21 protein-coding genes are annotated in these 22,233 nt (G+C 68.7%); 16 read left to right on the top strand and 5 right to left on the bottom strand.

All coding sequences use genetic code 11. The features are described 5' to 3' along the window. Nucleotides 1-42: 42 nt before the first annotated feature. The 3 genes from ACFWIW_RS07695 to ACFWIW_RS07685 all read right to left on the bottom strand — a co-directional run bounded on the left by ACFWIW_RS07695 (nt 43) and on the right by ACFWIW_RS07685 (nt 3,337). A complete protein-coding gene (locus tag ACFWIW_RS07695; RefSeq protein ID WP_378367686.1) occupies nt 43-1,869 on the bottom strand; it encodes a proprotein convertase P-domain-containing protein in 1,827 nt (608 codons plus the stop codon). A gap of 82 nt (nt 1,870-1,951) precedes the next feature. Continuing rightward, nucleotides 1,952-2,887 carry a multiprotein-bridging factor 1 family protein gene (locus tag ACFWIW_RS07690; RefSeq protein WP_378367685.1) on the bottom strand — a complete coding sequence of 312 codons (936 nt, stop codon included), beginning with the start codon at nt 2,885-2,887 and terminating at the stop codon, nt 1,952-1,954. 60 nt (nt 2,888-2,947) lie between these two features. Then, complete coding sequence (locus ACFWIW_RS07685) at nt 2,948-3,337, bottom strand: winged helix-turn-helix transcriptional regulator (RefSeq protein WP_378367684.1); 390 nt, start codon at nt 3,335-3,337, stop codon at nt 2,948-2,950. Between the two features lie 97 nt (nt 3,338-3,434). Between ACFWIW_RS07685 and ACFWIW_RS07680 the strand changes: the two genes are divergently transcribed. Continuing rightward, nucleotides 3,435-3,842, top strand: coding sequence for a RidA family protein (locus ACFWIW_RS07680; RefSeq protein WP_378367683.1), 408 nt, complete (start codon nt 3,435-3,437; stop codon nt 3,840-3,842). Nucleotides 3,843-3,845: 3 nt separating this feature from the next. Here ACFWIW_RS07680 and ACFWIW_RS07675 read toward each other — a convergent pair whose 3' ends face one another. Together ACFWIW_RS07675 and ACFWIW_RS07670 are read right to left on the bottom strand one after the other, a co-directional pair. Next, complete coding sequence (locus ACFWIW_RS07675) at nt 3,846-4,325, bottom strand: cupin domain-containing protein (RefSeq protein WP_378367682.1); 480 nt, start codon at nt 4,323-4,325, stop codon at nt 3,846-3,848. Between the two features lie 244 nt (nt 4,326-4,569). Next, nucleotides 4,570-5,001 carry a VOC family protein gene (locus ACFWIW_RS07670; protein ID WP_378367681.1) on the bottom strand — a complete coding sequence of 144 codons (432 nt, stop codon included), beginning with the start codon at nt 4,999-5,001 and terminating at the stop codon, nt 4,570-4,572. Between the two features lie 101 nt (nt 5,002-5,102). On the opposite strand from ACFWIW_RS07670, the gene ACFWIW_RS07665 reads away from it, so the two are divergent. From ACFWIW_RS07665 to ACFWIW_RS07595, 15 genes are all read left to right on the top strand, one after another. Then, complete coding sequence (locus ACFWIW_RS07665; RefSeq protein ID WP_378367680.1) at nt 5,103-5,759, top strand: GntR family transcriptional regulator; 657 nt, start codon at nt 5,103-5,105, stop codon at nt 5,757-5,759. 2 nt (nt 5,760-5,761) lie between these two features. Continuing rightward, entirely contained in the window at nt 5,762-6,283 is a 522-nt protein-coding gene (locus ACFWIW_RS07660) for a hypothetical protein (RefSeq protein WP_378367679.1), read from the top strand. 142 nt (nt 6,284-6,425) lie between these two features. After that, a complete protein-coding gene (locus ACFWIW_RS07655) occupies nt 6,426-7,739 on the top strand; it encodes an ABC transporter substrate-binding protein (protein WP_378367678.1) in 1,314 nt (437 codons plus the stop codon). After that, the gene (locus ACFWIW_RS07650) at nt 7,739-8,695 is read left to right on the top strand and encodes a carbohydrate ABC transporter permease (RefSeq protein ID WP_378367677.1); all 957 of its coding nucleotides are present in this window, start codon (nt 7,739-7,741) and stop codon (nt 8,693-8,695) included. Before ACFWIW_RS07655 ends, ACFWIW_RS07650 begins: the two co-directional genes overlap by 1 nt. Further along, nucleotides 8,688-9,527, top strand: coding sequence for a carbohydrate ABC transporter permease (locus tag ACFWIW_RS07645; RefSeq protein WP_378367676.1), 840 nt, complete (start codon nt 8,688-8,690; stop codon nt 9,525-9,527). Before ACFWIW_RS07650 ends, ACFWIW_RS07645 begins: the two co-directional genes overlap by 8 nt. Nucleotides 9,528-9,559: 32 nt before the next feature. Continuing rightward, a complete protein-coding gene (locus tag ACFWIW_RS07640) occupies nt 9,560-10,891 on the top strand; it encodes a GH1 family beta-glucosidase (RefSeq protein WP_378367675.1) in 1,332 nt (443 codons plus the stop codon). A gap of 164 nt (nt 10,892-11,055) precedes the next feature. Then, nucleotides 11,056-12,531 (top strand): amidohydrolase family protein, encoded by a 1,476-nt coding sequence (locus ACFWIW_RS07635; RefSeq protein WP_378367674.1) that lies wholly within the window; start codon nt 11,056-11,058, stop codon nt 12,529-12,531. Continuing rightward, nucleotides 12,528-13,670 carry a M20 family metallopeptidase gene (locus ACFWIW_RS07630; protein ID WP_378367673.1) on the top strand — a complete coding sequence of 381 codons (1,143 nt, stop codon included), beginning with the start codon at nt 12,528-12,530 and terminating at the stop codon, nt 13,668-13,670. The genes ACFWIW_RS07635 and ACFWIW_RS07630 overlap by 4 nt, the downstream gene beginning before the upstream one ends. Nucleotides 13,671-13,701: 31 nt before the next feature. Further along, nucleotides 13,702-14,586, top strand: coding sequence for a GNAT family N-acetyltransferase (locus tag ACFWIW_RS07625; protein ID WP_378367672.1), 885 nt, complete (start codon nt 13,702-13,704; stop codon nt 14,584-14,586). Next, nucleotides 14,583-15,689 (top strand): o-succinylbenzoate synthase, encoded by a 1,107-nt coding sequence (menC, locus tag ACFWIW_RS07620; RefSeq protein WP_378367671.1) that lies wholly within the window; start codon nt 14,583-14,585, stop codon nt 15,687-15,689. The genes ACFWIW_RS07625 and menC overlap by 4 nt, the downstream gene beginning before the upstream one ends. A gap of 76 nt (nt 15,690-15,765) precedes the next feature. Beyond that, nucleotides 15,766-17,436 carry a PucR family transcriptional regulator gene (locus tag ACFWIW_RS07615; RefSeq protein ID WP_378367670.1) on the top strand — a complete coding sequence of 557 codons (1,671 nt, stop codon included), beginning with the start codon at nt 15,766-15,768 and terminating at the stop codon, nt 17,434-17,436. A gap of 139 nt (nt 17,437-17,575) precedes the next feature. After that, the gene (locus ACFWIW_RS07610; protein WP_378367669.1) at nt 17,576-18,844 is read left to right on the top strand and encodes an MFS transporter; all 1,269 of its coding nucleotides are present in this window, start codon (nt 17,576-17,578) and stop codon (nt 18,842-18,844) included. Between the two features lie 60 nt (nt 18,845-18,904). Continuing rightward, the gene (locus ACFWIW_RS07605; protein ID WP_378367668.1) at nt 18,905-19,816 is read left to right on the top strand and encodes a serine hydrolase; all 912 of its coding nucleotides are present in this window, start codon (nt 18,905-18,907) and stop codon (nt 19,814-19,816) included. A gap of 121 nt (nt 19,817-19,937) precedes the next feature. After that, complete coding sequence (locus tag ACFWIW_RS07600; protein WP_378367667.1) at nt 19,938-21,326, top strand: serine hydrolase domain-containing protein; 1,389 nt, start codon at nt 19,938-19,940, stop codon at nt 21,324-21,326. Next, on the top strand, nt 21,323-22,225 hold the full coding sequence (locus ACFWIW_RS07595) for a serine hydrolase (protein ID WP_378367666.1): 903 nt from the start codon (nt 21,323-21,325) through the stop codon (nt 22,223-22,225). Before ACFWIW_RS07600 ends, ACFWIW_RS07595 begins: the two co-directional genes overlap by 4 nt. The last annotated feature ends 8 nt before the right edge of the window (nt 22,226-22,233 follow it).

Here is a 22,233-nt window from a genome sequence, read left to right as displayed (position 1 = left end):
GTGGTAAGGACGGTTAGAACCGTCCTTACCACTCACGAGGCCCTAGAGCGTCAGCGACCAGGTGTCGAGTACGCCGGTGTCGCCGGGCCCGTAGTCGGTGACCCGTAGTCGCCACGTGCCGCCTGCCGGTGACGACGAGCCGGGCGCCGTGAAGGTCCGCACGCCGTTCCAGGCCGTACAGGTCGAACCACCGCTGTACTTGAGCGGGTAGGCCTTGCCCTGGGGATCCAGAAGCGTCACGCCGAGATCCTCGGCGCAAGTGTGCCGGACGGTCACCGAGATCCCGAGCGACGTGGCGGCCTGTCCGGTGAGTGTCGAGGTCACCGGGCTGAACACCTGCTGGTAGTCGCGGATCGCGAAGTCGGTGCCGTTGCTCAGCGTCCGGCCGCCCCCGTCGCCAGGCTGGGTCTTGACCGACACGACACCGCTGGCGGGCGACACGTTCCCCGCCGCGTCACGAGCTTTCACCGTGAAGGCGTACGAGGTGTCGGGGCTGAGACCGGTCACGGTCGCGCTGGTTCCCGACACGGACGTCGCGAGCACCGAGCCGTTGTAGACGTCGTAACCGGCGACACCGACGTTGTCCGTGGCCGCGTCCCAGGTCAGCGAGACGCTGTTGGACGTCGTACCGGTGGGCCGCGCGTCACCCGGCGCGCTTGGCGCCGTCGTGTCGCCGCTGCCGCCGCCGGTCACCAGGGTGAGGTTCCATTTGTTCAGTGCCTCGATCACGGGCTGGAAGATGGACATGTCCCCGTCGCCGGGATTCGGAACGCATTGCGACGGTCCGCCGTCGTGCAGGCCGACCGCCTTGCTGCCGAGGAGCCAGCCGCCGCCCGAGTCGCCGCCGAGCGAACAGGCCGTCGTCCAGGTCAGGTCTTCGATGATCAGCCCGCCGCCGTAATCGACGGCCTTGTGCGTGTACTTCACTTCGCCGCACTTCCATTTCGAAGTGTTGCCGGAATGGCAGACCCGGTCGCCGACCATCGCCTCGGCCGAGCCGGTGACGGTGACGGCGGGCTCGCCCCAGGTGTTGACCGCCGCCGAGAGCTCCCAGCCGGGCTGCGTCACCGCGACCACGCCCATGTCGCCTTCGCGGGCGTTGACGCTGCGTGTCCCGCCGACGTTCGAAGTGCCGATCCGGTTCTGCCGGCCGGAGGCACCATAAGCGGCCTGGTCGCGGTCGTTGGTGCAATGCCCGGCGGTGAGGAAATGCTTGGCCCCCGCCGAATCGGTCGCGGCGAAGCCGACCGAACAGTAGGTCTCACTGCCCGGCCACCACGGGTCGCCGGTGTGGATCGTGCCGTCCTGCTGCCGCGGCGACGAGCCGGTTTCGGTGATCCGCACACCGAGATCCCTTGCCCGGGAAAGGAAGCTCTCGGTCTCGGCGGTTTTGCGCGTGCGGTCGACCGAAACCCCGACCTCGTTGTTCCGGACATCGACACCCCAGCCGAACACCCCCGGTACGCCGTCGCCGACGAGCGCGCGGACCGCCGCGTCGGTCCGGTCCAGGTCGGTCTTGGTCCGCGACACCAGCCGGGGTTCGGCCCCCGCGGACCGGGCGGCCTCGGCGTCGGCCGCACTCGTGACGGCCAAGACCAGCCTGCCTGTCGCCGCGTCGAACCACTGCCCGGCGGAGCGGGCGCGCAGCCCGTCCGGGAGCGACGCGGCCAGCCGGTGGGCCACGTCCTGTGCGGCCAGCTGGGATTCCGCTTCGGACCTGCTCAGGCCGAACGCGGCGGCGACGCCGTTCACCTCGGCGTCGGGGTGGGCCGGAACAGGCGGGGAAGCCGCCTGAGCCACCGGGCTCAACCCCAACGCGGCCAGGGCCATGACACTCAAACAGGAGAGCACTCCGTTGTGCCGTCGCATACGCACTCCTCGATTCCAAAGGCGATGCGCAGACGGTAAATCGTTCGTCTCACGGAATCGTAGGCCCGCGAGTCGTTAACAATTAAGAGTCCCAGTCCCATTCGAACCCGAATCGGCCGGGGCCGAAATTCAGGGCGACGCCATGTACGGAATCACCTACCGGCAGGACCTCCGACGAGTCCGCGGGCTGTCCGTCCTGTGCGGAACGGCGGCGGCATCGCACCGGGAGCACACCGGGGGAGAATCGGATCTCGAGCACGTATTCCCGGGTGGGCAGCCGGAATTTGCGTTCGTAGTTCGTCGCGTGCGGGAACGGGGCGCTGTTCACCAGAGTGTGTTCGGTGATGACCGTTTCGCCTTTCGCGAGCGGCCGCTCGAACAGCAGTTCCGTCACGAGAAGGCCGTCTTCGGGGTGAAGCACGCTGCGGCCGGGGCGGCAGCCTCGCAGTGCGGTCACTTCCGGCAAGGGGTGATCGTGTTCGTCGATGTGGACGATCACCACCCACCGGTCCGGGCCGTCGGCCTCGGCGCGCAGCACCTGCCGGGACTGGAACGAGAGTTCCTCCTGACCGGGCCCGACGAAGACGACATCGTGCTGGCTGATCCTCGTCAGCCGTTCGTCCCAGCGGGTGTCGACTTCGCTGACGGCCGAGTCGATCCGCGTCCGATCCGGCCAGTATCGGCCGATCTCCGGCAGGCCGTCGGCGCGGGCGGGCCACCGGCCTCGGGCGCGCGGCGGGCCGAGCAACGCGGTCAGGCTGCCGGGCGGTATTTCCAGCACCTGTTCGAGGTGGCGGAGGCCGAGCACCGAATCCCGGCGCTCCGGGCGGCTGCGCCCCGACTGCCAATAGCTGAGCGTCGCCGCGGTGATCGAGACGCCGCGAGCGCGCAGATGATCGCGAAGGCGTTCCAGGCTGAGGCCGCGCACCCGGATCGCCTCGCGCAGCGCGTCCGCGAAGGGCCCATCGCGGAGCAGGCGCTCGAACTCGGGCCGGGGTTTCGCTCCGCCGGAGATCACCAGGCGAGCATAGAACGCGGATCCTCGGAAGCTGAACCGCGCGGGACGCCGGCCAGGCCGTTAACCGTTAACAGGCACGTCGAACCGGCGGCGCGAGTCTTCGATGTGGCGGAGGAACCGGTGGGTCCAAGCGCACATCCCGTCGACCGTCGCGCGCAGGCCACGGCCTGCCTCGGTGAGGGTGTAGTCGACCCGCGGCGGCACCGTCGGATGCACCGTCCGCTCGATCAGGCCGTTGCGCTCCAGCATGCGCAGGTTCTGGGTGAGCATCTTGTGGCTGATGCCTTCGATGTCGTTCCGCAGCTCGGTGAACCTCCGGGTGTCGTCGCCGACCGTCTCGATGATCAGGAGCGCCCACTTGTTGGCGACGTCGGAGAAGATCTCCCGCGCCAGCGAGTCCGCCCGCAGGAGATCGGCGTCGTCCGAACCGTTGAGCTGCTTGGTCACCATCAGGTTCCCCAGTCACGAAAAAGTGCGTTCTTCCAGGTCGTCGCTCACTCTCCTACAGTTCCTGGGTAACCACAAGTGACCATGACGAGGAGTTCGGATGAGCATCACCCTGGTGAATCCCGCGGGACTGCCGGAGATCCCCGCCTATCGGCAGGTGTCGATCGCGACCGGGTCGAAGCTGGTCTTCATCGCGGGGCAGGTCTCGTGGGACGCGGACGGTGCCGTTGTCGGTGAAGGTGACCTCGCCGCCCAGGTCGAGCAGTGCTACCTGAACGTCGGCACCGCGCTCGCGGCGGCCGGCGCCACCTTCGACGACGTCGCGAAGATGACCGTCTACGTCGTCGACTGGACGCCGGGCAAACTCGCGCTGTTCCTCGAAGGCGTGGACCGGGCCGCCGCGAAGCTGGGCGGCACGCCTGTCCCGCCGGGAACACTGATCGGCGTCGCGGCACTCGACGTGCCCGAGCATCTCGTCGAGGTCGAGGCGACCGCGGTCATCGACTGACGCTCACTGACCGCGAGCGGCACGCCAGACCGGGCTGTCGACGTAGTGGTTGTCGTACTGCTTCGAGGACGCTGCGATCTCCGAGGGGTCCGCTTCGCCGCGGGCGACGCGGTCGAGGAGCCGGTAGTAGTCGAAGCGTGCCATGCCCGGCGTGAAGGTGACCAGGACGTCCGCGTCCGAGCCGGCGGCGGGCCCGAACGCGTGCGGCACCTTGGGCGGAACGGCGAGGAAATCGCCCTTCTCCAGGGTGTGCAGGGTTTCCTCGACGAGGACCTGGAGTTTTCCTTCGAGTACGAAGAAGAACTCGGTCGCGCGGGTGTGGAAATGGGCCGGGGTGCCGAAGACGCCGTCCTTCAGGGTCGCGCGGTTCGCGGTGAAGCCCCCGTCTGTGGTGTCCGAGTCGGCCAGCAGCGTGATTTCGCTGCCCGGCGCGTCGCTGACGATCTCGGCGTCGGCGGACCGGAGGAGGATGGGGTCGAACATGGTGGCTTCTCCTTGGTTCTTCCTGTCAGCGGGCTCGCTGACAGGACCAGGTTCTCCCGGGACCGGATGTTGATCAATGCGGAAAACCGCACAGATCGATAATGTGGGGGTTATCGATCCGTGCCGCTGTTGGCGCCCTCCTGGCTCTTGCCGAAGTCCGTGAAGGCCCCCTTCCCTCGGCTGAGCCGAGGGAAGGGGGCCTTCACGCGCAGCCGCTGTGACTGCTGGGACTACGGGGCCGACCTCAGGCGGCGAAGACCTGCGAGTCGTCGGCGAAAGCCTTGAACTCCAGCGCGTTGCCCGCCGGGTCCAGCAGGAACATCGTCCACTGCTCACCGGTCTGCCCTTCGAAACGGACGTAGGGCTCGATGACGAAGGAGGTGTCCGCGGCACGCAGCCGGTCCGCGAGCTTCTGGAACTCGGGCACGGTGAGGATCAGCCCGAAGTGGGGGACGGGCACGTCGTGACCGTCGACGGGGTTGTGGATCCGCCGCGGCCGCTCCGGTGCGAGGTGCGTGACGAACTGGTGGCCGTGGAGGTTCCAGTCGATCCACGTGTCGGAGCTGCGGCCCTGTTCGAGGCCGAGGACTTCACCGTAGAAGGTGCGCGCGGCGGCGAGGTCGTCGACGGGCATGGCGAGGTGGAAGCGCGGGATCGGGGAGTCGAGGACGGTCATGCCAGGGGTTCCTTTCCGGCGGGACGAGCACTTGTCGCAATGTTAACATTAGGACAAAGTGAAGGGTCGCTACGATCGGGCGTTCCGGCGGAAGGATGAGGATGAGCGAACCCGGCAGGGTGGTGCCGGCGCGTCGTCGCGGGCTGGCGGACGAGGTCGCCGACAGGGTCAGGGACGCCATCTTCGGCGGCGCCTATCCGCCCGGCGCGCAGCTGCGCGAGGTCGAGCTTTCGGCGGCGCTCGGCGTCAGCCGCGGCCCGGTGCGCGAAGCACTGCTGAAGCTGGAGCGCGAAGGCCTGGTCCGCAGCGAATGGCATCGCGGCGCGATCGTCACGACACTGTCCGATGTGGACGTCGCGGAACTCGACAGCCTCCGCTCGGCACTGGAACAGCTGGCCGTCCGGCTGGTGGTCGCGAACGCGTCCGACGCGGACCTGGCTGCGATCGACGAGATCGTCGACCGGATGGACCGCGCGCGCGACGAGCACGAGATGGTCCGCTGCGACATCGACTTCCACGACGCGGTCTACGCCGCGTCCGGGCATCGGCGGCTCGTCGAGGCGTGGCAGGCGATCCGGTCCCAGGTGTACCTGTTCCTGCTGACCCGGATCGGCGTGAGCTCCGACGGCTACCTCGCGAGCATCCCGGCCGAGCATCGACGGCTGGCGTCCGCGCTTCGTGCTCGTGACGGTGAGAAGGCGCTCGAACTGTTCGCCGTCCACCGCGGCGAGGCCTTCGACGTCCTGACCGGGAAGTGACCGTGCTCAACATCCGGTTCAACGACCTTGCCGCCGCCGCGCTCGGCGCCTTGTCGGAAGTGATACCGCTCGACCGGTTGGCGCCGGGGCTGCGGGAGATGATCGCGGACGGTGTCGAGCTTGCCGGTGAAGTGGTCACGCTCGGAGGCATTCCCGCCTGGGCGGGACGGCCGCCCGGAAGGCAGGCCGACCTGACCGGCTGGGAGTGCTACGTCAGCAGCTTCCATCTCGAAGACCATCTGCCGATCAAGGTGGGGACGCTGCCTGACGGCGAACCGGTGATCTCCGAAGCGGATCAGATCCTGATGCTGCGGCATGGCCTCGGGTTCGCGGTCGAGATCGCCAAGGCGGCGCCGGTCCCCGTTCGGTGCGTCGTCGGTGCCAACAGCACGAACGGGACGTTCCGGTTCCACCGTGCCCGGCCGGGAGAGACCTGGCTCCACGCCGATCTCGACGGCTATCGTCCGGAGAAGATGATCGTCGTCGATCGCGGCCCCGCGACCCTGGGCGGAACCCCCTGGTGATCGATATGGTGCCGAGGTGGACGAAATAGCGCGCGGGTCTTGACGGCAAGGTGGGCCACGGCTTAACTCAAGCCCTGAAATAAGGCGTGTCCCGGGTCACAGGCTCCGGACGCGGCTTGGCCACTCACCCCGAGGACCATCGATGCGAATCGGAAAGATCGCTCCCGCGCTCGTCCTGGCGCTGGCGGCCGCCGCCACGACGGCGTGCGGCGGCGGCGACACGTCGTCCAGTGCTCCCAAGGAGCTCGTGTACTGGGCGTCCAACCAGGGCACCAGTCTCGACAACGACAAGGCCGTCCTGCAGCCCGAACTGGACAAGTTCGAGAAGGCCTCCGGGATCAAGGTCAAGCTCGAAGTCGTCCCGTGGACGGATCTGCTCAACCGGATCCTCGCGGCCACCACCTCCGGCAAGGGCCCGGACGTGCTCAACATCGGCAACACCTGGTCGGCCTCGTTGCAGGCGACCGGGGCGTTCCTGCCGTTCGACGACGCCGCGCTGGAGAAGGTCGGCGGGAAATCTCGGTTCCTCGGCCCGTCGCTGGCGGCCACCGGGGCGAGCGGGCAGCCGCCGGTCGGCGTACCGCTCTACGGTCAGGCGTACGGCCTGTACTACAACAAGAAACTCTTCGCCGAGGCCGGCATCACGAAGCCGCCCGCCACCTGGGAGGAGCTCGTCGAGGACGGCAAGAAGCTCACCAAACCCGACAAGGGCCAGTGGGGGCTCTCGCTCCAAGCGGGCCAGGTCACGGAGAACAGCCACCACGCGGCGATCCTCGGTGCCCAGCACGGTGCGCAGTTCTTCACCGCCGAGGGGAAACCGCAGCTCGCGTCGGATCCGTCGGTCGCGGCCGTGCAGCAGTTCGTCGACCTGATGCAGAAGGACAAGATCGTCAACCCGGCCAACGCCGAATACGCCGACACCGCCAAATCCCTCAAGGACCTGTCCGACGGCAAGGCCGCGATGTTCATGAACCAGGCCTCGGCGGGGTCGTTCAAGAACATCGGGATGGACTTGGCGAACCTCGGTGTCGCGCCGATCCCGCTGCCCGCCACCGCGCCGCCGAACGGCCGGAAGGTGACCAGTTTCGTCGCGGGTATCAACATGTCGGTCTTCAAGAACACCAAGAACCCCGACGCCGCACTGGATTTCGTCAAGTTCATGGTCTCGGCGCCGGAACAGGCGCTGCTCAACAAGACCTACGGTTCGCTGCCGACCGTCCAGGACGCCTACAGCGACGCGGCTTTCCAGACCGAAGACGTCAAGGTGTTCCAGAGCGTGCTCGCCAATTCGGCCGAGCCGATGCCACAGGTGCCTCAGGAATCGCAGTTCGAGACCCTGATCGGCACCGCGATGAAGGGGATGTTCGCCGACGTCGCGGCGGGCAAACCGGTCGACGGGGCCAAGATCCGTGACCAGCTGACGCAGGCGGACCAGCAGATCGCGGCCGGTGGTTGATGCCGACCGCGCTCGACGACGCCCCGGTCGTGCAGGCGGCCGGGGCGCCCAAGCCGCAGCGTGCCCGGCATAACCGGCGCCGGGTCGCGCTGCCGTACCTTCTCCTGCTGCCCGCGATCCTGCTCGAACTGCTCGTCCACCTGATCCCGATGATCGCCGGGCTCGTGATGAGCTTCTTCAAGCTGACGCAGTTCTACATCCGCGACTTCTCGTCCGCCCCGGCGGCCGGGCTGGACAACTACAAGTTCGTCCTGGATTTCGACGCCGCGGCGGGGAAGTCGCTGCTCGGCTCGTTCTGGATCACCGTCCTGTACACCGTCCTTTCGGTCGGGTTCTGCTGGCTCTTCGGGACTTCGGCCGCCGTCCTGATGCAGAAGAACTTCCGGGGACGCGGCCTGCTCCGGACGCTGTTCCTGGTGCCGTACGCGCTGCCGATGTACGCCGCGGTGATCACCTGGTCGTTCATGTTCCAGAAGGACACCGGCCTGGTGAACGACCTGCTGGGCACCGATTCCTTCTGGCTCATCGGGGACAACAGCTTCTGGTCGCTGGTGGTCGTCTCGGTGTGGCGCAACTGGCCGTTCGCGTTCCTGATCGTGATGGCCGGGCTGCAGAACATCCCCGGCGAACTGTACGAAGCGGCCGCCATCGACGGCGCGGGCTGGTGGCGTCAGTTCCAGGCGATCACCCAGCCGATGCTGCGCCCGGTCAACCAGGTCCTGCTGCTGGTGCTGTTCCTGTGGACGTTCAACGACTTCAACACGCCGTATGTCCTTTTCGGAGCGTCCGCGCCGAAGGAGGCGTCGCTGATCTCGATCCACATCTACCAAAGCTCCTTCGTCACCTGGAACTTCGGCCTCGGCTCGGCGATGTCGGTGCTGTTGCTGCTGTTCCTGCTGATCGTCAGCACCGTCTACTTGGGACTGACCGCGCGGAGGAGGAACGCCGTTGTCTGAGCCTCGCTGGGTCCCGTGGGCCCGCCGATTCGTCCTCGGCTTCCTCGCCCTGTTCACCCTGATTCCGCTGTACGTGATGGTTTCGTCGTCGCTGAAGCCGCTCGGGGACGTGCAGGGCACCTGGGAATGGGTCCCGACGACGCTGACCATCCAGCCGTTCTTCGACATCTGGGAGACCATCCCGCTCGCCGAGTACTTCGTGAACAGCCTGGTCATCTCCGGATCGGCGGCGATCCTCTCGGTGGTGATCGCGATCTTCGCGGCGTACGCGCTGAGCCGGTTCCGCTTCCGTGGCAAGAACTTCTTCAAGATGACCGTGCTGTCCACGCAGATGTTCCCCGGCATCCTGTTCCTGCTGCCGCTGTTCCTCATCTTCGTCAACATCGGCAACGCCACCGGCATCGTCCTGTACGGCTCGCGGCTCGGGCTGATCATCACCTACCTGACCTTCTCGCTGCCGTTCGCCATCTGGATGCTCGCCGGCTACATCGACTCGATCCCCAAGGAACTCGACGAGGCCGCGATGGTCGACGGCACCGGGCCGTTCGGCGCGCTGATCCGCGTGGTGGTCCCGGCGGCCATGCCGGGCATCGTCGCGGTGGGGATCTACTCGTTCATGACCGCCTGGGGCGAGGTCCTGTTCGCGTCGGTGATGACCGACTCGGGCACGCGGACCCTCGCCGTCGGTCTCCAGGAGTACTCCACCCAGGTCCAGGTGTACTGGAACCAGGTCATGGCCGCGTCCCTGATCGTCTCGGTGCCGGTCGTCGCCGGATTCCTGTTGCTCCAGCGTTATCTCGTCGCCGGGCTCACCGCCGGTGCCGTGAAATGACCAGCCCGTCGCTCCGTACAGAGAGGTCCGCCTTGAATCTGCACCTGCCCGCCGATTTCCTGTGGGGTGCGGCCACCGCCGCGTACCAGGTGGAAGGCGCCGTCGACGCCGACGGCCGCCTGCCGTCCATCTGGGACGACTTCGTCCGGGTCCCGGGTGCCGTCCTGAACGGTGACACCGCCGACGTCGCGTGCGACCACTACCGGCGCTGGCCGGAGGATCTCGCCATCATGAAGCAACTCGGCCTGGACGCTTACCGCTTCTCCGTCGCTTGGCCGCGGGTGATCCCGACCGGCCGAGGCACGGTCAATGCGGCGGGCCTCGACTTCTACGACCGGCTGGTCGACGCGTTGCTCGAAGCCGGGATCCGGCCGTTCGCCACGTTGTTCCACTGGGACCTGCCTTCGGCGTTGGAGGGCGGCTGGCCCGAGCGAGACACGGCGTACGCCTACGCCGACTACGCCGCCGTCGTGGCGGCACGGCTGGGCGACCGGGTGACGGACTGGAACACGGTGAACGAACCGCTGTGCTCGGCCTGGCTCGGCTACCTCGAAGGCCGGTTCGCGCCTGGCGTCAAAGACCTCAAGCAGGCCATCGACGCGTCGCACCATCTGCTGTTGGCGCACGGCCTCGGCGTGCAGGCGATCACCGCGAACGCCGCGCTGCCCGCGAACGTCGGCCTGGTGGTCAACCTCAGCGGGATCGAGCCCGCGTCGGACTCCGCCGCGGACGTCGAGGCGGCGAAGCGGATGGACGGACACGTCAACCGCTGGTGGCTCGACCCGTCGAACGGACGCGGCTACCCGGCGGACATGATCGAGGTCTACGGTGTCGAACCGCCCGTGGTCGGGGACGATCTCGAGGTGATCTCGAGCCCGGTCGGCTTCCATGGGCTGAACTACTACTTCCGGCAGATCGTCGAGGACGACCCGGCCGGTCCCGCGCCCCGTGCCCGGCAGGTGCCGGTGGAGGGCGCGGCGACCACGGCGATGGGCTGGGAGATCCACGGGCAGGGGCTCGCGGACCTCATCCACCGGCTCGCCAACGAGTACGGCGCCCGCGCCATCTACGTCACCGAGAGCGGGGCGGCCTTCGACGACAAGGTCGGCGAGGACGGTTCGATCCACGACGCCGACCGCATCGCCTACCTGGAGGAACATCTGGGCGCGGTGGCGGGAGCCGCTGAAGCGGGGGCGCCGGTGAAGGGCTACTTCGCGTGGTCGCTGCTCGACAATTTCGAATGGGACAGCGGGCTGAGCAAACGGTTCGGGCTCGTGCGGGTCGATTACGACACGCAGGTCCGCACGGTCAAGGCGAGCGGGCACCGGTACGCGGAGATCATCGCGGAACACCGGAAACGCTGACGGCCTCGTGAGTGGCAAGGACGGTTAGAACCGTCCTTGCCACTCACGAGGGTTTTCGTGCGGGCGGATGGACCGAGGGGCCCGGATTCGTCGCGCGGTACGAACGGACGGCCGCCGAAACCTCCTAGGGTCGCCATGAACGAGGCGATCCTAGGAGGCGAAGTATGCGGACACTCTTGCGCGGCGGTCGTGTCGTCGATCCGGCGACGGGGTTCGACGGTACGGCCGACGTGCTGGTGACCGATGGCGTGGTCACCGCCGTCGGGGAGGGTTTGACCGCCGAGCCGGGCGACGTGGAGATCGACGTCCGCGGGCTCGTCGTCGGACCGGGCTTCATCGACCTGCACAGCCACGTGCACACCATCGCGGGCCAGCGGCTGCAGGCGATGGACGGGGTGACGACCGCGCTCGACCTCGAAGCCGGGTTGATGCCGATCGAGCGGGCCTACGCCGAGGCCGCCGCGGCGGGACGGCCGCTGCACTACGGCTTCTCCGCGTCCTGGGGTGCCGCGCGGGCGCAGGTGCTCGCCGGGATCGAGCCGGACGCGAATATCGACAGCGGGCTGGCGGTACTCGGAAACCCCGCCTGGCAAAGGACTTCGTCGGCGAAGGAGCTCGCGGCCTGGCTGTCCCTTGTGGACGGTGAGCTCGCCGCCGGGGCGCTCGGTGTCGGTGTGCTCCTGGGCTACGCGCCCGACACCGATCCAGGTGAATTCCTCGCGTTGGCCAGGCTGGCGAAGGAGGCCGGGGCACCGACCTACACCCACGTCCGTGAACTGGTCGAGGTCAATCCGGAGACGCCCATCGACGGCTCGGCGGAGATCGCGATCGTCGCGGCCGAGACCGGCGCCGCGATGCACCACTGCCACGTGAACAGCACCTCCGGCCACCAGATCGAGCGAGTGCTCGCGGCACTCGAAGCGGGCCGCGCGGCCGGTTCGCGGGTGACGGTCGAGGCCTATCCGTACGGGGCGGGCAGCACGGGGATCGGCGCGGCGTTCCTGTCGCCCGAACGCCTGAAGATGAAGGGCCTGTCCCCGTCCAGCGTGATCATGCTGGAGTCGGGGGAGCGGATCGCCGACGAAGGCCGCCTGCTCCAGGTGCGTGCCGAGGATCCCGGCGCGCCGTGCATCCTGGAATTCCTCGACGAAAGCAGCCCGCACGACCTCGGCCTGCTGCACCAGGCGCTCGCGTTCCCGGACGCCATCGTCGCCAGCGACGCGCTGCCCGTGTACTGGAAGAACGGCACCAGCGAAAGCACCCAATGGCCGTTGCCGCCCGGCGGGGCGACGCATCCGCGCACGTCGGGGACGTACAGCAAGACGTTGCGGCTCATGGTGCGGGAGAGCAAGGCCTGGACGTGGCTGGAGGCGTTCCGGCGCTGCTCCTACCTGCCGGCGCGGGTGCTCGACGAGGTCGCGCCCGGTGCGGTGGCCAAGGGACGGCTGAACGTCGGAGCCGACGCCGACATCGTCGTCCTCGACCCGGAAACCATCACCGACGCGGCGACCTACTTCGACTCGACCAGGCCCTCCGTCGGCGTCCGGCACCTGTTCGTTTCGGGGGTTCCGGTCGTCACGGACGGGAATCTGCGCACGGACGCGTTCCCCGGCAAGCCGCTGCGGGGTGAGCCGCGATGAGCGACCTGCTCGCCGACATCGAGACGCTCGTGCGCTGCGAGTCGCCGTCGTCGGATCACGACGCGGTGGCCCGCAGCGCCGAAGTGGTGGCCGAAGTCGGTCTGAGGCTGCTCGGCGTGGAGCCCGAGCGGATCGTCGTGGACGGCGTCACCCATCTCCGCTGGCGATTCGGCGACGGTCCGCCCCGGGTGCTGCTGCTCGGTCACCACGACACGGTGTGGCCCCACGGTTCGCTGGAGACGCATCCGTTTTCGGTGCGGGACGGGGTGTTGCGCGGGCCCGGCTGCTTCGACATGAAGGCGGGCGTCGTGATGGCGCTGCACGCCGCGGCGGCCGTACCCGACCGCGACGGACTGTCCATTTTGGTCACCGGCGACGAGGAGATCGGCTCGCCCTCGTCCCGCGCGCTGATCGAGGAGACCGCGGCGGGCTGTGACGCGGCGTTCGTGCTGGAGGCTTCGGCCGACGGCGGTGCGCTGAAATGCCGCCGCAAAGGCGTTTCCCACTACCGGGTCGAGGTCGTCGGGCGTGCCGCGCACGCGGGTCTCGAACCGGAGAAGGGGGTCAACGCGGGAATCGAGATCTCCCACCAGATCCTCGCCGTGGCCGCGCTCGCCGACCCCGTGGCCGGGACTAGCGTGACACCGACCGTCGTCTCGGCGGGAACGACGGTCAACACCGTGCCCGCCGCCGCGAGGGTGGCCGTCGACGTCCGCGTGTGGGACGAGGCCGAGCAACTCCGCGTCGACCGGGCCATGCGCGAGCTCCCTCCGGTCCTGGACGGAGCCGAGGTCCGGGTGACCGGCGGGATCAACCGGCCGCCGCTCGAAGCGGGCTCGTCGGCGGGATTGTTCGCGCTGGCCCAGGACCTGGCGGGCGACCTCGGCCTCGGGGAGCTGACCTCCGCGTCGGTCGGTGGCGCCTCGGACGGCAATTACACCGCGGGCCTCGGGGTTCCCACCCTGGACGGTCTGGGCGCCGTCGGGGGCGGGGCGCACGCGGATCACGAACACGTCGTCGTCGCGGAATTGCCGCGCCGCACCGCTTTGCTGGCCGCGCTCGTGGAGAACGTGCTCGCGAAACGGGATCCGTCCGGTGCGACGAATCGCGCGGGCGAATCTGGTACGGCACGACGGTGACTCGGCCGTCGTGCGGGGAAAGGATTGTCGCGTGACGAATCTTGCGACGAACGCGGAAAGCCTCGCGTCGGTGGAGGTGCGCGACGAAGCCGTCGCCGCCGCGCGGGCCGCGGCCGCGGCTTCGGGCGTCGAAATCCGCGAACTCACCGAAATCGCCGATCTGGCCGCGGTGGTCGGCCTGTTCGAGTCGATCTGGCGATCGGCACCCGGCGCGCGGCCGGTGAGCACGGAACTGCTCCGCGCGATGTCCAGCGCCGGGAACTACGTCGCGGGCGCCTTCGAGAACGATGAACTGCTGGGGGCTTGTTTCGGGTTCTTCGGGAACCCCGGGAAGGCGAGCCTCCACAGCCACATCGCCGGAGTCGCCAAGGCGGGCGTGGGCCGCGGGATCGGGCAGGCGCTCAAACTGCACCAGCGCGGGTGGGCACTGCTCCAGGACGTCTCGGTGATCACCTGGACCTTCGATCCGCTGGTGCGGCGCAACGCCTATTTCAACCTGGGGAAACTCGGCGCGCGCCCGATCGGCTACCTGCCCGACTTCTACGGTCCGATGGAGGACAGCATCAACGGCTCGGGTGATACCGACCGGCTGATGGTCGGATGGGACCTCAAGAGCCCGGAGGTCCGTGCCGCCGCGTTCGGTGAGCCCGTCTTGATCGACGCGGAGGCGCTGGGTGCGGAGAAGGCGCTCTCGGTCGGCTCCGACGGCGGCCCGGTCATCGGATCGGCCGACGCACCGACCGTGCTCGTCGGCGTCCCGTCCGACATCGAACGGCTGCGCCGCACCGACCCCGGCCGGGGCACCGCGTGGCGCACCGCATTGCGTGAAGTCCTCGGTGGACTGATGGCGGACAACGCCGAGGTCACCGGTTTCGATCGTGCCGGCTGGTACGTGATCTCGAAGGAGCAGTCGTGAAACTCAGCGGTGTGGAACTGCGCCGGGTCCGGATGCCGCTCGTGGCCCCGTTCCGGACGTCGTTCGGAACGCAGGCAGAACGGGAACTGCTGCTCGTCCGCGCGGTGACCCCGGCGGGCGAGGGCTGGGGCGAATGCGTCGCGATGGAGGCGCCGCTCTACTCGTCGGAGTACAACGACGCCGCGGAACACGTGCTGCGCACCCATCTGATCCCGGCCCTGCTGGCAGCGGAGGACGTCACCGCGTACAAGGTGACGCCGTTGCTGGCGAAGTTCAAGGGACACCGGATGGCGAAGGGGGCGCTGGAGATGGCGGTCCTCGACGCCGAACTCCGCGCGCACGAACGCTCCTTCGCGGCCGAGCTCGGGTCCACGCGCGACTCCGTGGCCTGCGGGGTCTCGGTGGGGATCATGGACTCGATCCCGCAGCTGCTCGACGTCGTCGGCGGCTACCTCGACGAAGGCTATGTCCGGATCAAACTGAAGATCGAACCCGGCTGGGACGTCGAGCCGGTCCGCCAGGTGCGTGAGCGCTTCGGTGACGACGTGCTGCTCCAGGTCGACGCGAACACCGCGTACACCCTGGGCGACGCGCCCCTGCTGTCCCGGCTCGACCCGTTCGGCCTGCTGCTGATCGAGCAGCCGCTCGAAGAGGAGGACGTGCTCGGCCACGCCGAGCTGGCCAAGCGGATCCGGACGCCGATCTGCCTCGACGAGTCGATCGTCTCCGCCAAGGCCGCCGCGGACGCGATCAAGCTGGGCGCGTGCCAGATCGTCAACATCAAACCGGGCCGTGTCGGTGGCTACCTCGAAGCACGCCGGGTCCACGACGTCTGCGCGGCACACGGGGTGGCGGTGTGGTGCGGCGGGATGATCGAAACCGGCCTCGGCCGGGCGGCCAACGTCGCGCTGGCCTCGCTGCCCGGGTTCACGCTGCCGGGTGATACGTCGGCGTCAGGCCGGTTCTACCGCACGGACATCACCGAGCCGTTCGTGCTGGACGCCGGGCATCTTCCGGTGCCGACGGGGCCGGGGCTCGGCGTGACTCCGATTCCCGACCTGCTGGACGAGGTCACCACCGAGAAAACGTGGATCGGTTCGTAGCGCGTCACGAAATCCGGGGTTAGATTTGGTCGGATCGAACCAGTCGGTTCGGTGAGACCGGGTTTAACTTCGGGGGGTGCTGACACCGGTGCCCAGCAAACCGCATACGAGCTTGGGACGCGTCCTCGAAGACCTCGGAGACGTGCTCCTGGAGCCGGTCGCGGTCGGCAGGACCACCCGCAAGCAGCTCGGCGGAGTGGTCATCCACGATCCGCACGACGAATCCGAAATCCCTGGCGGGGCCGTCGTGCTCGGCGTCGGGGTGCGGGATCAGGACGAGGTCGTCCGCCTTTTGCACGACGTGGGTGCGCGAGGGGCGGCGGCGCTCGTCGTCCGGTCTCCCGTCACCCCGGCGCCGGAACTCCGGCGTGCCGCGGACTCGTCCGGGGTCGCCCTGCTCGGGCTCGCGCGCGGCGCTTCATGGGCACAGCTCGCCGCCATGCTGAGGACCCTGCTCGCCGAGGAGGACGTCGGCGAGGTCTCGCCCCAGACGCTCGGCGGAATGCCGTCGGGTGATCTGTTCGCGCTGGCCAACGCGATCGCCGCGCTCATCGACGCGCCGGTGACCATCGAAGACCGCAGCAACCGGATCCTCGCGTTCTCCGGGCGCCAGGACGAAGCGGATCCCTCCCGGGTCGAGACCATCCTCGGCCGTCAGGTACCGGAGCGGTTCGCCCGCGGCCTGGAACGGGACGGCGTCTTCGAACGGCTGTACCGCGACCACGCGCCCGTGTACGTCGATCCGCAGCGGTACGACGACAACGAGATCGCGATCCCGCGCGTGGCGTTCGCCGTCCGCGCCGGCGACGAGGTGCTCGGCTCGATCTGGGCCGCGGTGCGGGAACCGCTCAGCGAAGAGCGGACGCAGGCGCTGATCGACGCCGCCAAACTGGTCGCGCTGCACATGCTCCGGCTGCGTGCGGGCGCCGACGTCGAACGACGGCTGCGCGCCGATCTGGTGAGCACGGCACTCGAAGGCGGCGCCGGCGCGCCGGAGGCGATCGCGCGGCTCGGGTTGCTCGGCCAGCCGTCGATCGTGCTCGCCATGGGCCTGCTCGGCGCGCCCGACCCCGAGGACGATCTCAGGCTGGTCGCGGATCGTCAGCGGGTCGCCGACGCGCTCGCCATGCACCTGAGCGCCGTCCAGCCTCGCTCGGCCGTCGCACTGGTCGGCGACGTCGCCTACGGCATCCTCCCGATGCCCGGCGGGCACGCCGACTGCCAGGAGCGTTCGGTGCGGGTCGCGTCGACGTTCCTGGAGCGCACGGGCCGCCGGGCGGCCGCCGCGATCGGCATCGGACCGCTCGCGCTCGACGCGTCCGGCCTGCACGCCTCCCGCGACGGCGCGGACCGGGCGTTGCGCGTGCTGCTCACCAACGGCGGCGCCAAACGCGTCGCGACCGCGGACGACGTCCACGTCGACGCGCTCATGCTGGATCTGGCCGACCTCGCCGCGGCGCGGGGAGACGTCGCGACAGGACCTGTCGCGCGGTTGCTCGCCTACGACGCGCAGCACCAGTCACAACTGGTGCACACCCTTCGATGCTGGCTCGACGCCTTCGGTGACATCGGAGCCGCGTCCGCGTCGGCGTACGTCCATCCGAACACCTTCCGCTATCGGCTGCGGCGTCTCGCGGAGGTCGGCGAGATCGACCTCGACGACGCGGGGGAGCGCTTCGCCGCGATGCTGCAGTTGCGGCTGCTGCCCCGCGACGCGCGGACCGGGCCGCCGGGTCCCGAAGACTGACGTTGGTCTTCCGGCCCGAAACGACGGGCGATGTTCGTGTGATCGCACGAACTCCGTTCGCCTGCCGCGTTTCAGAATGAGTGATCGGCGCCACGCTCGCGCCGTTCTCCTTCTCTCCCAAAGTTTCCGCGGAGGCGCCATGACGGCAGTGGTCAATGAGGACACCTGGACAGCACGGCGGATCAACCGGACGGCGCTCATCACGATGGTGGTGATGGTGTTCGCCTGGGCGGTCGACTACATCGACCGGTTCTCGATCGGGATGGCGCTGCCGATGATCGGCGCCGAGTTCGAGCTCAGCAAGACGCAGCAAGGCTGGCTCGTCACCGTGTTCGCGCTGGTGTACATGGTCTGCCAGATCCCGGCGGGCTTCCTCGCCGACCGGTACGGCTCGCGGGGGCCGATGCTGGTCACGCTGCTGCTCTGGTCGGCGTTCACCGCGATGACCGGGATGGCGGGCACGTTCGGCATGCTGCTCGTCGTCCGCGGCCTTTTCGGTGTGTGCCAAGGACTTTTCCCGGCGGCCTCGTTCAAGGCGATCGCCGAACGGACCACCCCCGGCAACCGCGCGACGGTGACCGGCGTGATGCTGTCCGCCGGGGGCATCGGCGCCGGCCTGGCGCCGTTGATCGTCGGACCGCTGCTGATGGCGGTCGGCTGGCGGCATACGTTCTTCTGGATGGCGGGCGTCGGCGCGATCATCGGAGTGGTCGTCTGGACGCTGCTTCCCAAGGCGTTGCCCGAAAGGCTGAGCAGCCTTCCGCGCGAAGAAGTGAAAACCCCCGAGGTCTCCCGTAAACAGGTGCTGAAGTCGCCGGTGATCTGGAAGTTCACCCTGCTGTTCTGCGTCACCAACATGCTCAATTACGGGATGATCACCTGGGTGCCCAGCTACCTGCTGGAGTCGAGGGGCCTGTCGTTGAGCCAGACCGGGATACTGGCCGCGATACCGATGCTGGTCAGCATCGGCACGACCATCCTCGGCGGCTGGCTGTTCGACCGCTACTTCCACGACCACGGCCGCTGGTACCTCGGCTCGATCGCCTTGGTGACCGTGGTGCTGCTGATCCTGATGGTGAACGCGGACAGCACGGCGGAGTTCACCCTCTACGAGACGCTCGCGCTCGCGGTGTTCGGCATGGCGACGATGGCGGTCTTCGGCCTGCCGCTGCGCGTGCTGCCCACGGCGGTCACCGGGATCGGCATGGGAGTGATGAACTTCGGCGGCCAGGTGGCGGGCGCGGTCGCTCCGGTGGCGATGGGCTGGCTCGCGGACGCTTTCTCCTACACCGCCGCGTTCGGTTTCCTCATCGGCACGACCTTCCTCACCGCCGTGATGGCGTTCTGGGTACCGCAGAATCCGGCGCAGTTCACGTTCTCCCCGGCCAGTCCCAGCTCGGCCTCGTGAGTGTTGAGGACGGTTCTAACCGTCCTCAACACTCACGAGCCCAACGCAGACAGGAGTTCCATGACCACCGCGTCCGAAGTCACCGAAAAGATCAACGAGCGCGCCAAGGAGGTCGGGGTCCGGGTCCGGCTGCACGCGGCCGAAATCGACGGCACCCGGCGGATCGGCGTCGACGAAAACGCCCCGGTCGTCACGGCGTCGGTCTTCAAGGTCCCGATCGCCCTGGAGCTGGCGAAGCAGGCGGCCGAGGGCAGGCTCGACCTCGGCGAGCGGATCACCGTCCCGCCGGGCCATCCCACGCCCAGCCCGTACGGCCTGGCCACCTTCCGGCACGAGATCACGATGTCCTGGTACGACCTCGCGATCCTGATGATCGGGATCAGCGACAACGTCGCGACCGACCTGATCCTCGATCGCGTCGGGAAGGAAGCGACGCAGAAGACGTTGCGCGATCTCGGTTTCGAGCACACCACCGTGACGCACGACTGCGGTGAGGTGCTCGGCAGTATCGGCGGGGACCTCGGAATCTCCTACGAGGACGACGAAAGGCTACTGACGGAGCTTCCGATCGAGCGGATCGCCGCGTTGCGCGCGCTGCAACCGGAACACAGTTGCGCCACGACCGCCGAGGAGATCACCCGGCTGCTCGGGCTCGTCTGGCGCGACGAGGCGGCCGCGCCGGCGGCGTGCGCGGACGTCCGGCGCTGGATGGAACTCCAGGTCTGGCCGCACCGGCTGCGGTCCGGGTTCCCGGACGACGGGATCCGCGTCAGCGGCAAAACCGGGACGCTGCCGTCGGTGCGCAACGAGGTCGGTGTGGTCGAGTACCCGGATGGCGGCCGTTACGCGGTAGGGATTTTCACCGACGCGGTCGACGGGCGGTCGCGGGTACCGGAGCGGGACGCGTTCATCGGTTTCGCCGCGGCACAGGCCGTCGAATGGCTCAGGCTTCCCGAGGCCGACGGCGAATGATTCGTCCGCCCGGATGAATTTTCCGGCCGCTCTCGTCGTTCCGCACGAACCGGTGACGCCCGTCACCGGCCTAGCATTCCGGGAACCGCCGGACCACCCTTTCCACGGACAAGAGGTGCGCATGTCGAAACTTTCCGAAATCGATACCTGGCTCGCGGAGAACTTCGCCGCCCTGCTGGAGAAGCATCAGGTGCCCGGCGCCGCCATCGCCGTCTTCGCGAACGGCGAGGTGATCGACCACGCGGTCGGCGTGCTGAACAAGAACACCGGCGTCGAGTCCACAGTGGACTCCGTATTCCAGATCGGGTCGATCACCAAGGTGTGGACGACCACCCTGGCGATGCAACTCGTCGACGAAGGCAGGCTCGACCTCGACAAGCCGGTCCGCGATTACCTTCCCGAGTTCACCCTCTCGGACGACGACGCGGCGTCGCGGATCACCGTGCGGCAGCTGACCTGTCACACCTCCGGTTTCGAGGGCGACATCTTCACCGACACCGGGCAGGGCGACGACTGCGTCGCGAAGCTCGTGGCGACGCTTTCCGACGTGCCCCAGCTGTTCCAGCCGGGGGAGATGTTCTCCTACAACAACGCCGGGTACTGCGTGCTCGGCAGGATCGTCGAGGTCCTGCGGGGAAAGTGCTACGACGACTGCCTGCGTGACCATCTCTTCGCGCCGCTCGGCCTGACCCACGCCGCGGCCGGGCCCTACGACGCGATCCGGTACCGCGCGGCGATCGGTCACGTCCAGCCGACGCCGGACGACGAGCCGGTGGCCGCGCCCGTCTGGGCGTTGACGCGGTCCAACGTGCCGGCGGGTTCGCATCTGGCGATGCGCCCGCGCGACCTGCTCACCTTCGTCCGCATGCACCTCAACGAAGGCCGCGCGGACGACGGCACCCAGGTCCTCAAGCCCGAAACCGCCCGCGCCATGTGGGAACGCCAGGTCGAGCTGCCCTACCTCGGCCTGATGGGCGGGGCGTGGGGCCTCGGCTGGATGATCTTCGATTGGGACGGCGGCCCGGTGATCGGCCACGACGGCGGCACCATCGGCCAGTCCGCGTTCCTGCGTGTGGTGCCGGGCAGCAACGTCGCGGTGGCCCTGCTGACCAATGGCGGCAAACCGTTGCACCTGTACCTGGACATCTTCCGGAAGGTGCTCGGCGACCTCGCCGGGGTCGAGGTCCCGCCGCTGCCGGAGCCGAACGCCGCGGAGGCCCCGGCCGACCCGTCCCGTTTCGTGGGCGAGTACTCGTCGCAGGTGGCGGACATCGTCGTCAGCCAGGACGAGCACGGCGACCTGTGGCTGGAACGTACGCCGAAGGGAATCTTCGCGGATCTCGGCACGGGCCCGGAGAAGAGCAAGCTGCTCGGGTACCGGGGCGACACCCTGGTCGTCGAGCACGACGGGCTCGGCCTGCACATGCCGCACGCGTTCGTCGGCGACGACGGCACCGGCCGCGCGTTGTTCGTCCACACCGGACGTGCCGACCGCAGGGTGAGCCGGTGACGGTGATCGCCGACGAGATCGAGGCCGTCTTCGCCACGGCGGGGGCGCGCGGATTCGTGCACGCGCGCGAGATCGGCGTCACCGACGGTCCCGAGGTCGCCGTCGGTGCGGACGATCCGGTCGTGCTCGCGTCCGTCTTCAAGATCCCGGTGGCGGTCGCCTTCGCCCGTGAGGTGGCCGCCGGGCGGATCGACGAGACCGAGCGGACCCTCGTCACCGCGCGGTACCGGATCGGCGGGATCGGGACCGCCGGTTGCGCGGACGACGTCGAGATGAGCTGGCGCGACCTGGCGCATTTCATGCTGACGATGAGCGACAACGCCGCGACCGACGTCGTCTACCACCGGGTGGGGCAGGAGGCCGTCGACCGGGTGCTCACCGACCTCGGCCTCACCAGGACGCGGCTGATCGGCTGTTGCGAAGACCTCTTCGCTTCGGTGATCGTCGATCTCGGCGCGAGACCGGACGAAGACCTGGAAGCCGTGTTCGCCGCGGCGACCGAAGAACAGATGTGGAAGCTCTCGGTGCTCGACCCGGAACGCACGACGTCGTCGACGCCGAGGGAGATCACCGCCTTGCTCGACGCTATCTGGACCGACCGCGCGGGCGACCCGGCCGCCTGCGAACGCGTGCGGACGATCATGGCGCAGCAGATCTGGCCGCACCGGATCTCGTCCGGCTTCCCCGCCGGGGTGGAGATCGCGGCCAAGACCGGGACGCTCCCCGCCGTCCGCAACGAAGCGGGGGTGGTGACCCATGTGGACGGTCGCCGCTACGCGGTCGCGGTGTTCACCCGCGCCGAATCCCTCGCCGACCGCCTGCCCGCGGTCGACTCCGCCATCGGTGAGGCCGCCCGCCTCGCCGTCGAACACCTCCGTGCGCAGACCGTGACCCAGTAGGAGAAACC

It is taken from the genome of Amycolatopsis sp. NPDC058340 (genome assembly GCF_042723975.1).
Lineage (GTDB): Bacteria > Actinomycetota > Actinomycetes > Mycobacteriales > Pseudonocardiaceae > Amycolatopsis.
Note: the sequence above shows the minus strand (reverse complement) of the source record. Positions and strands in the feature narration are given on the sequence as shown.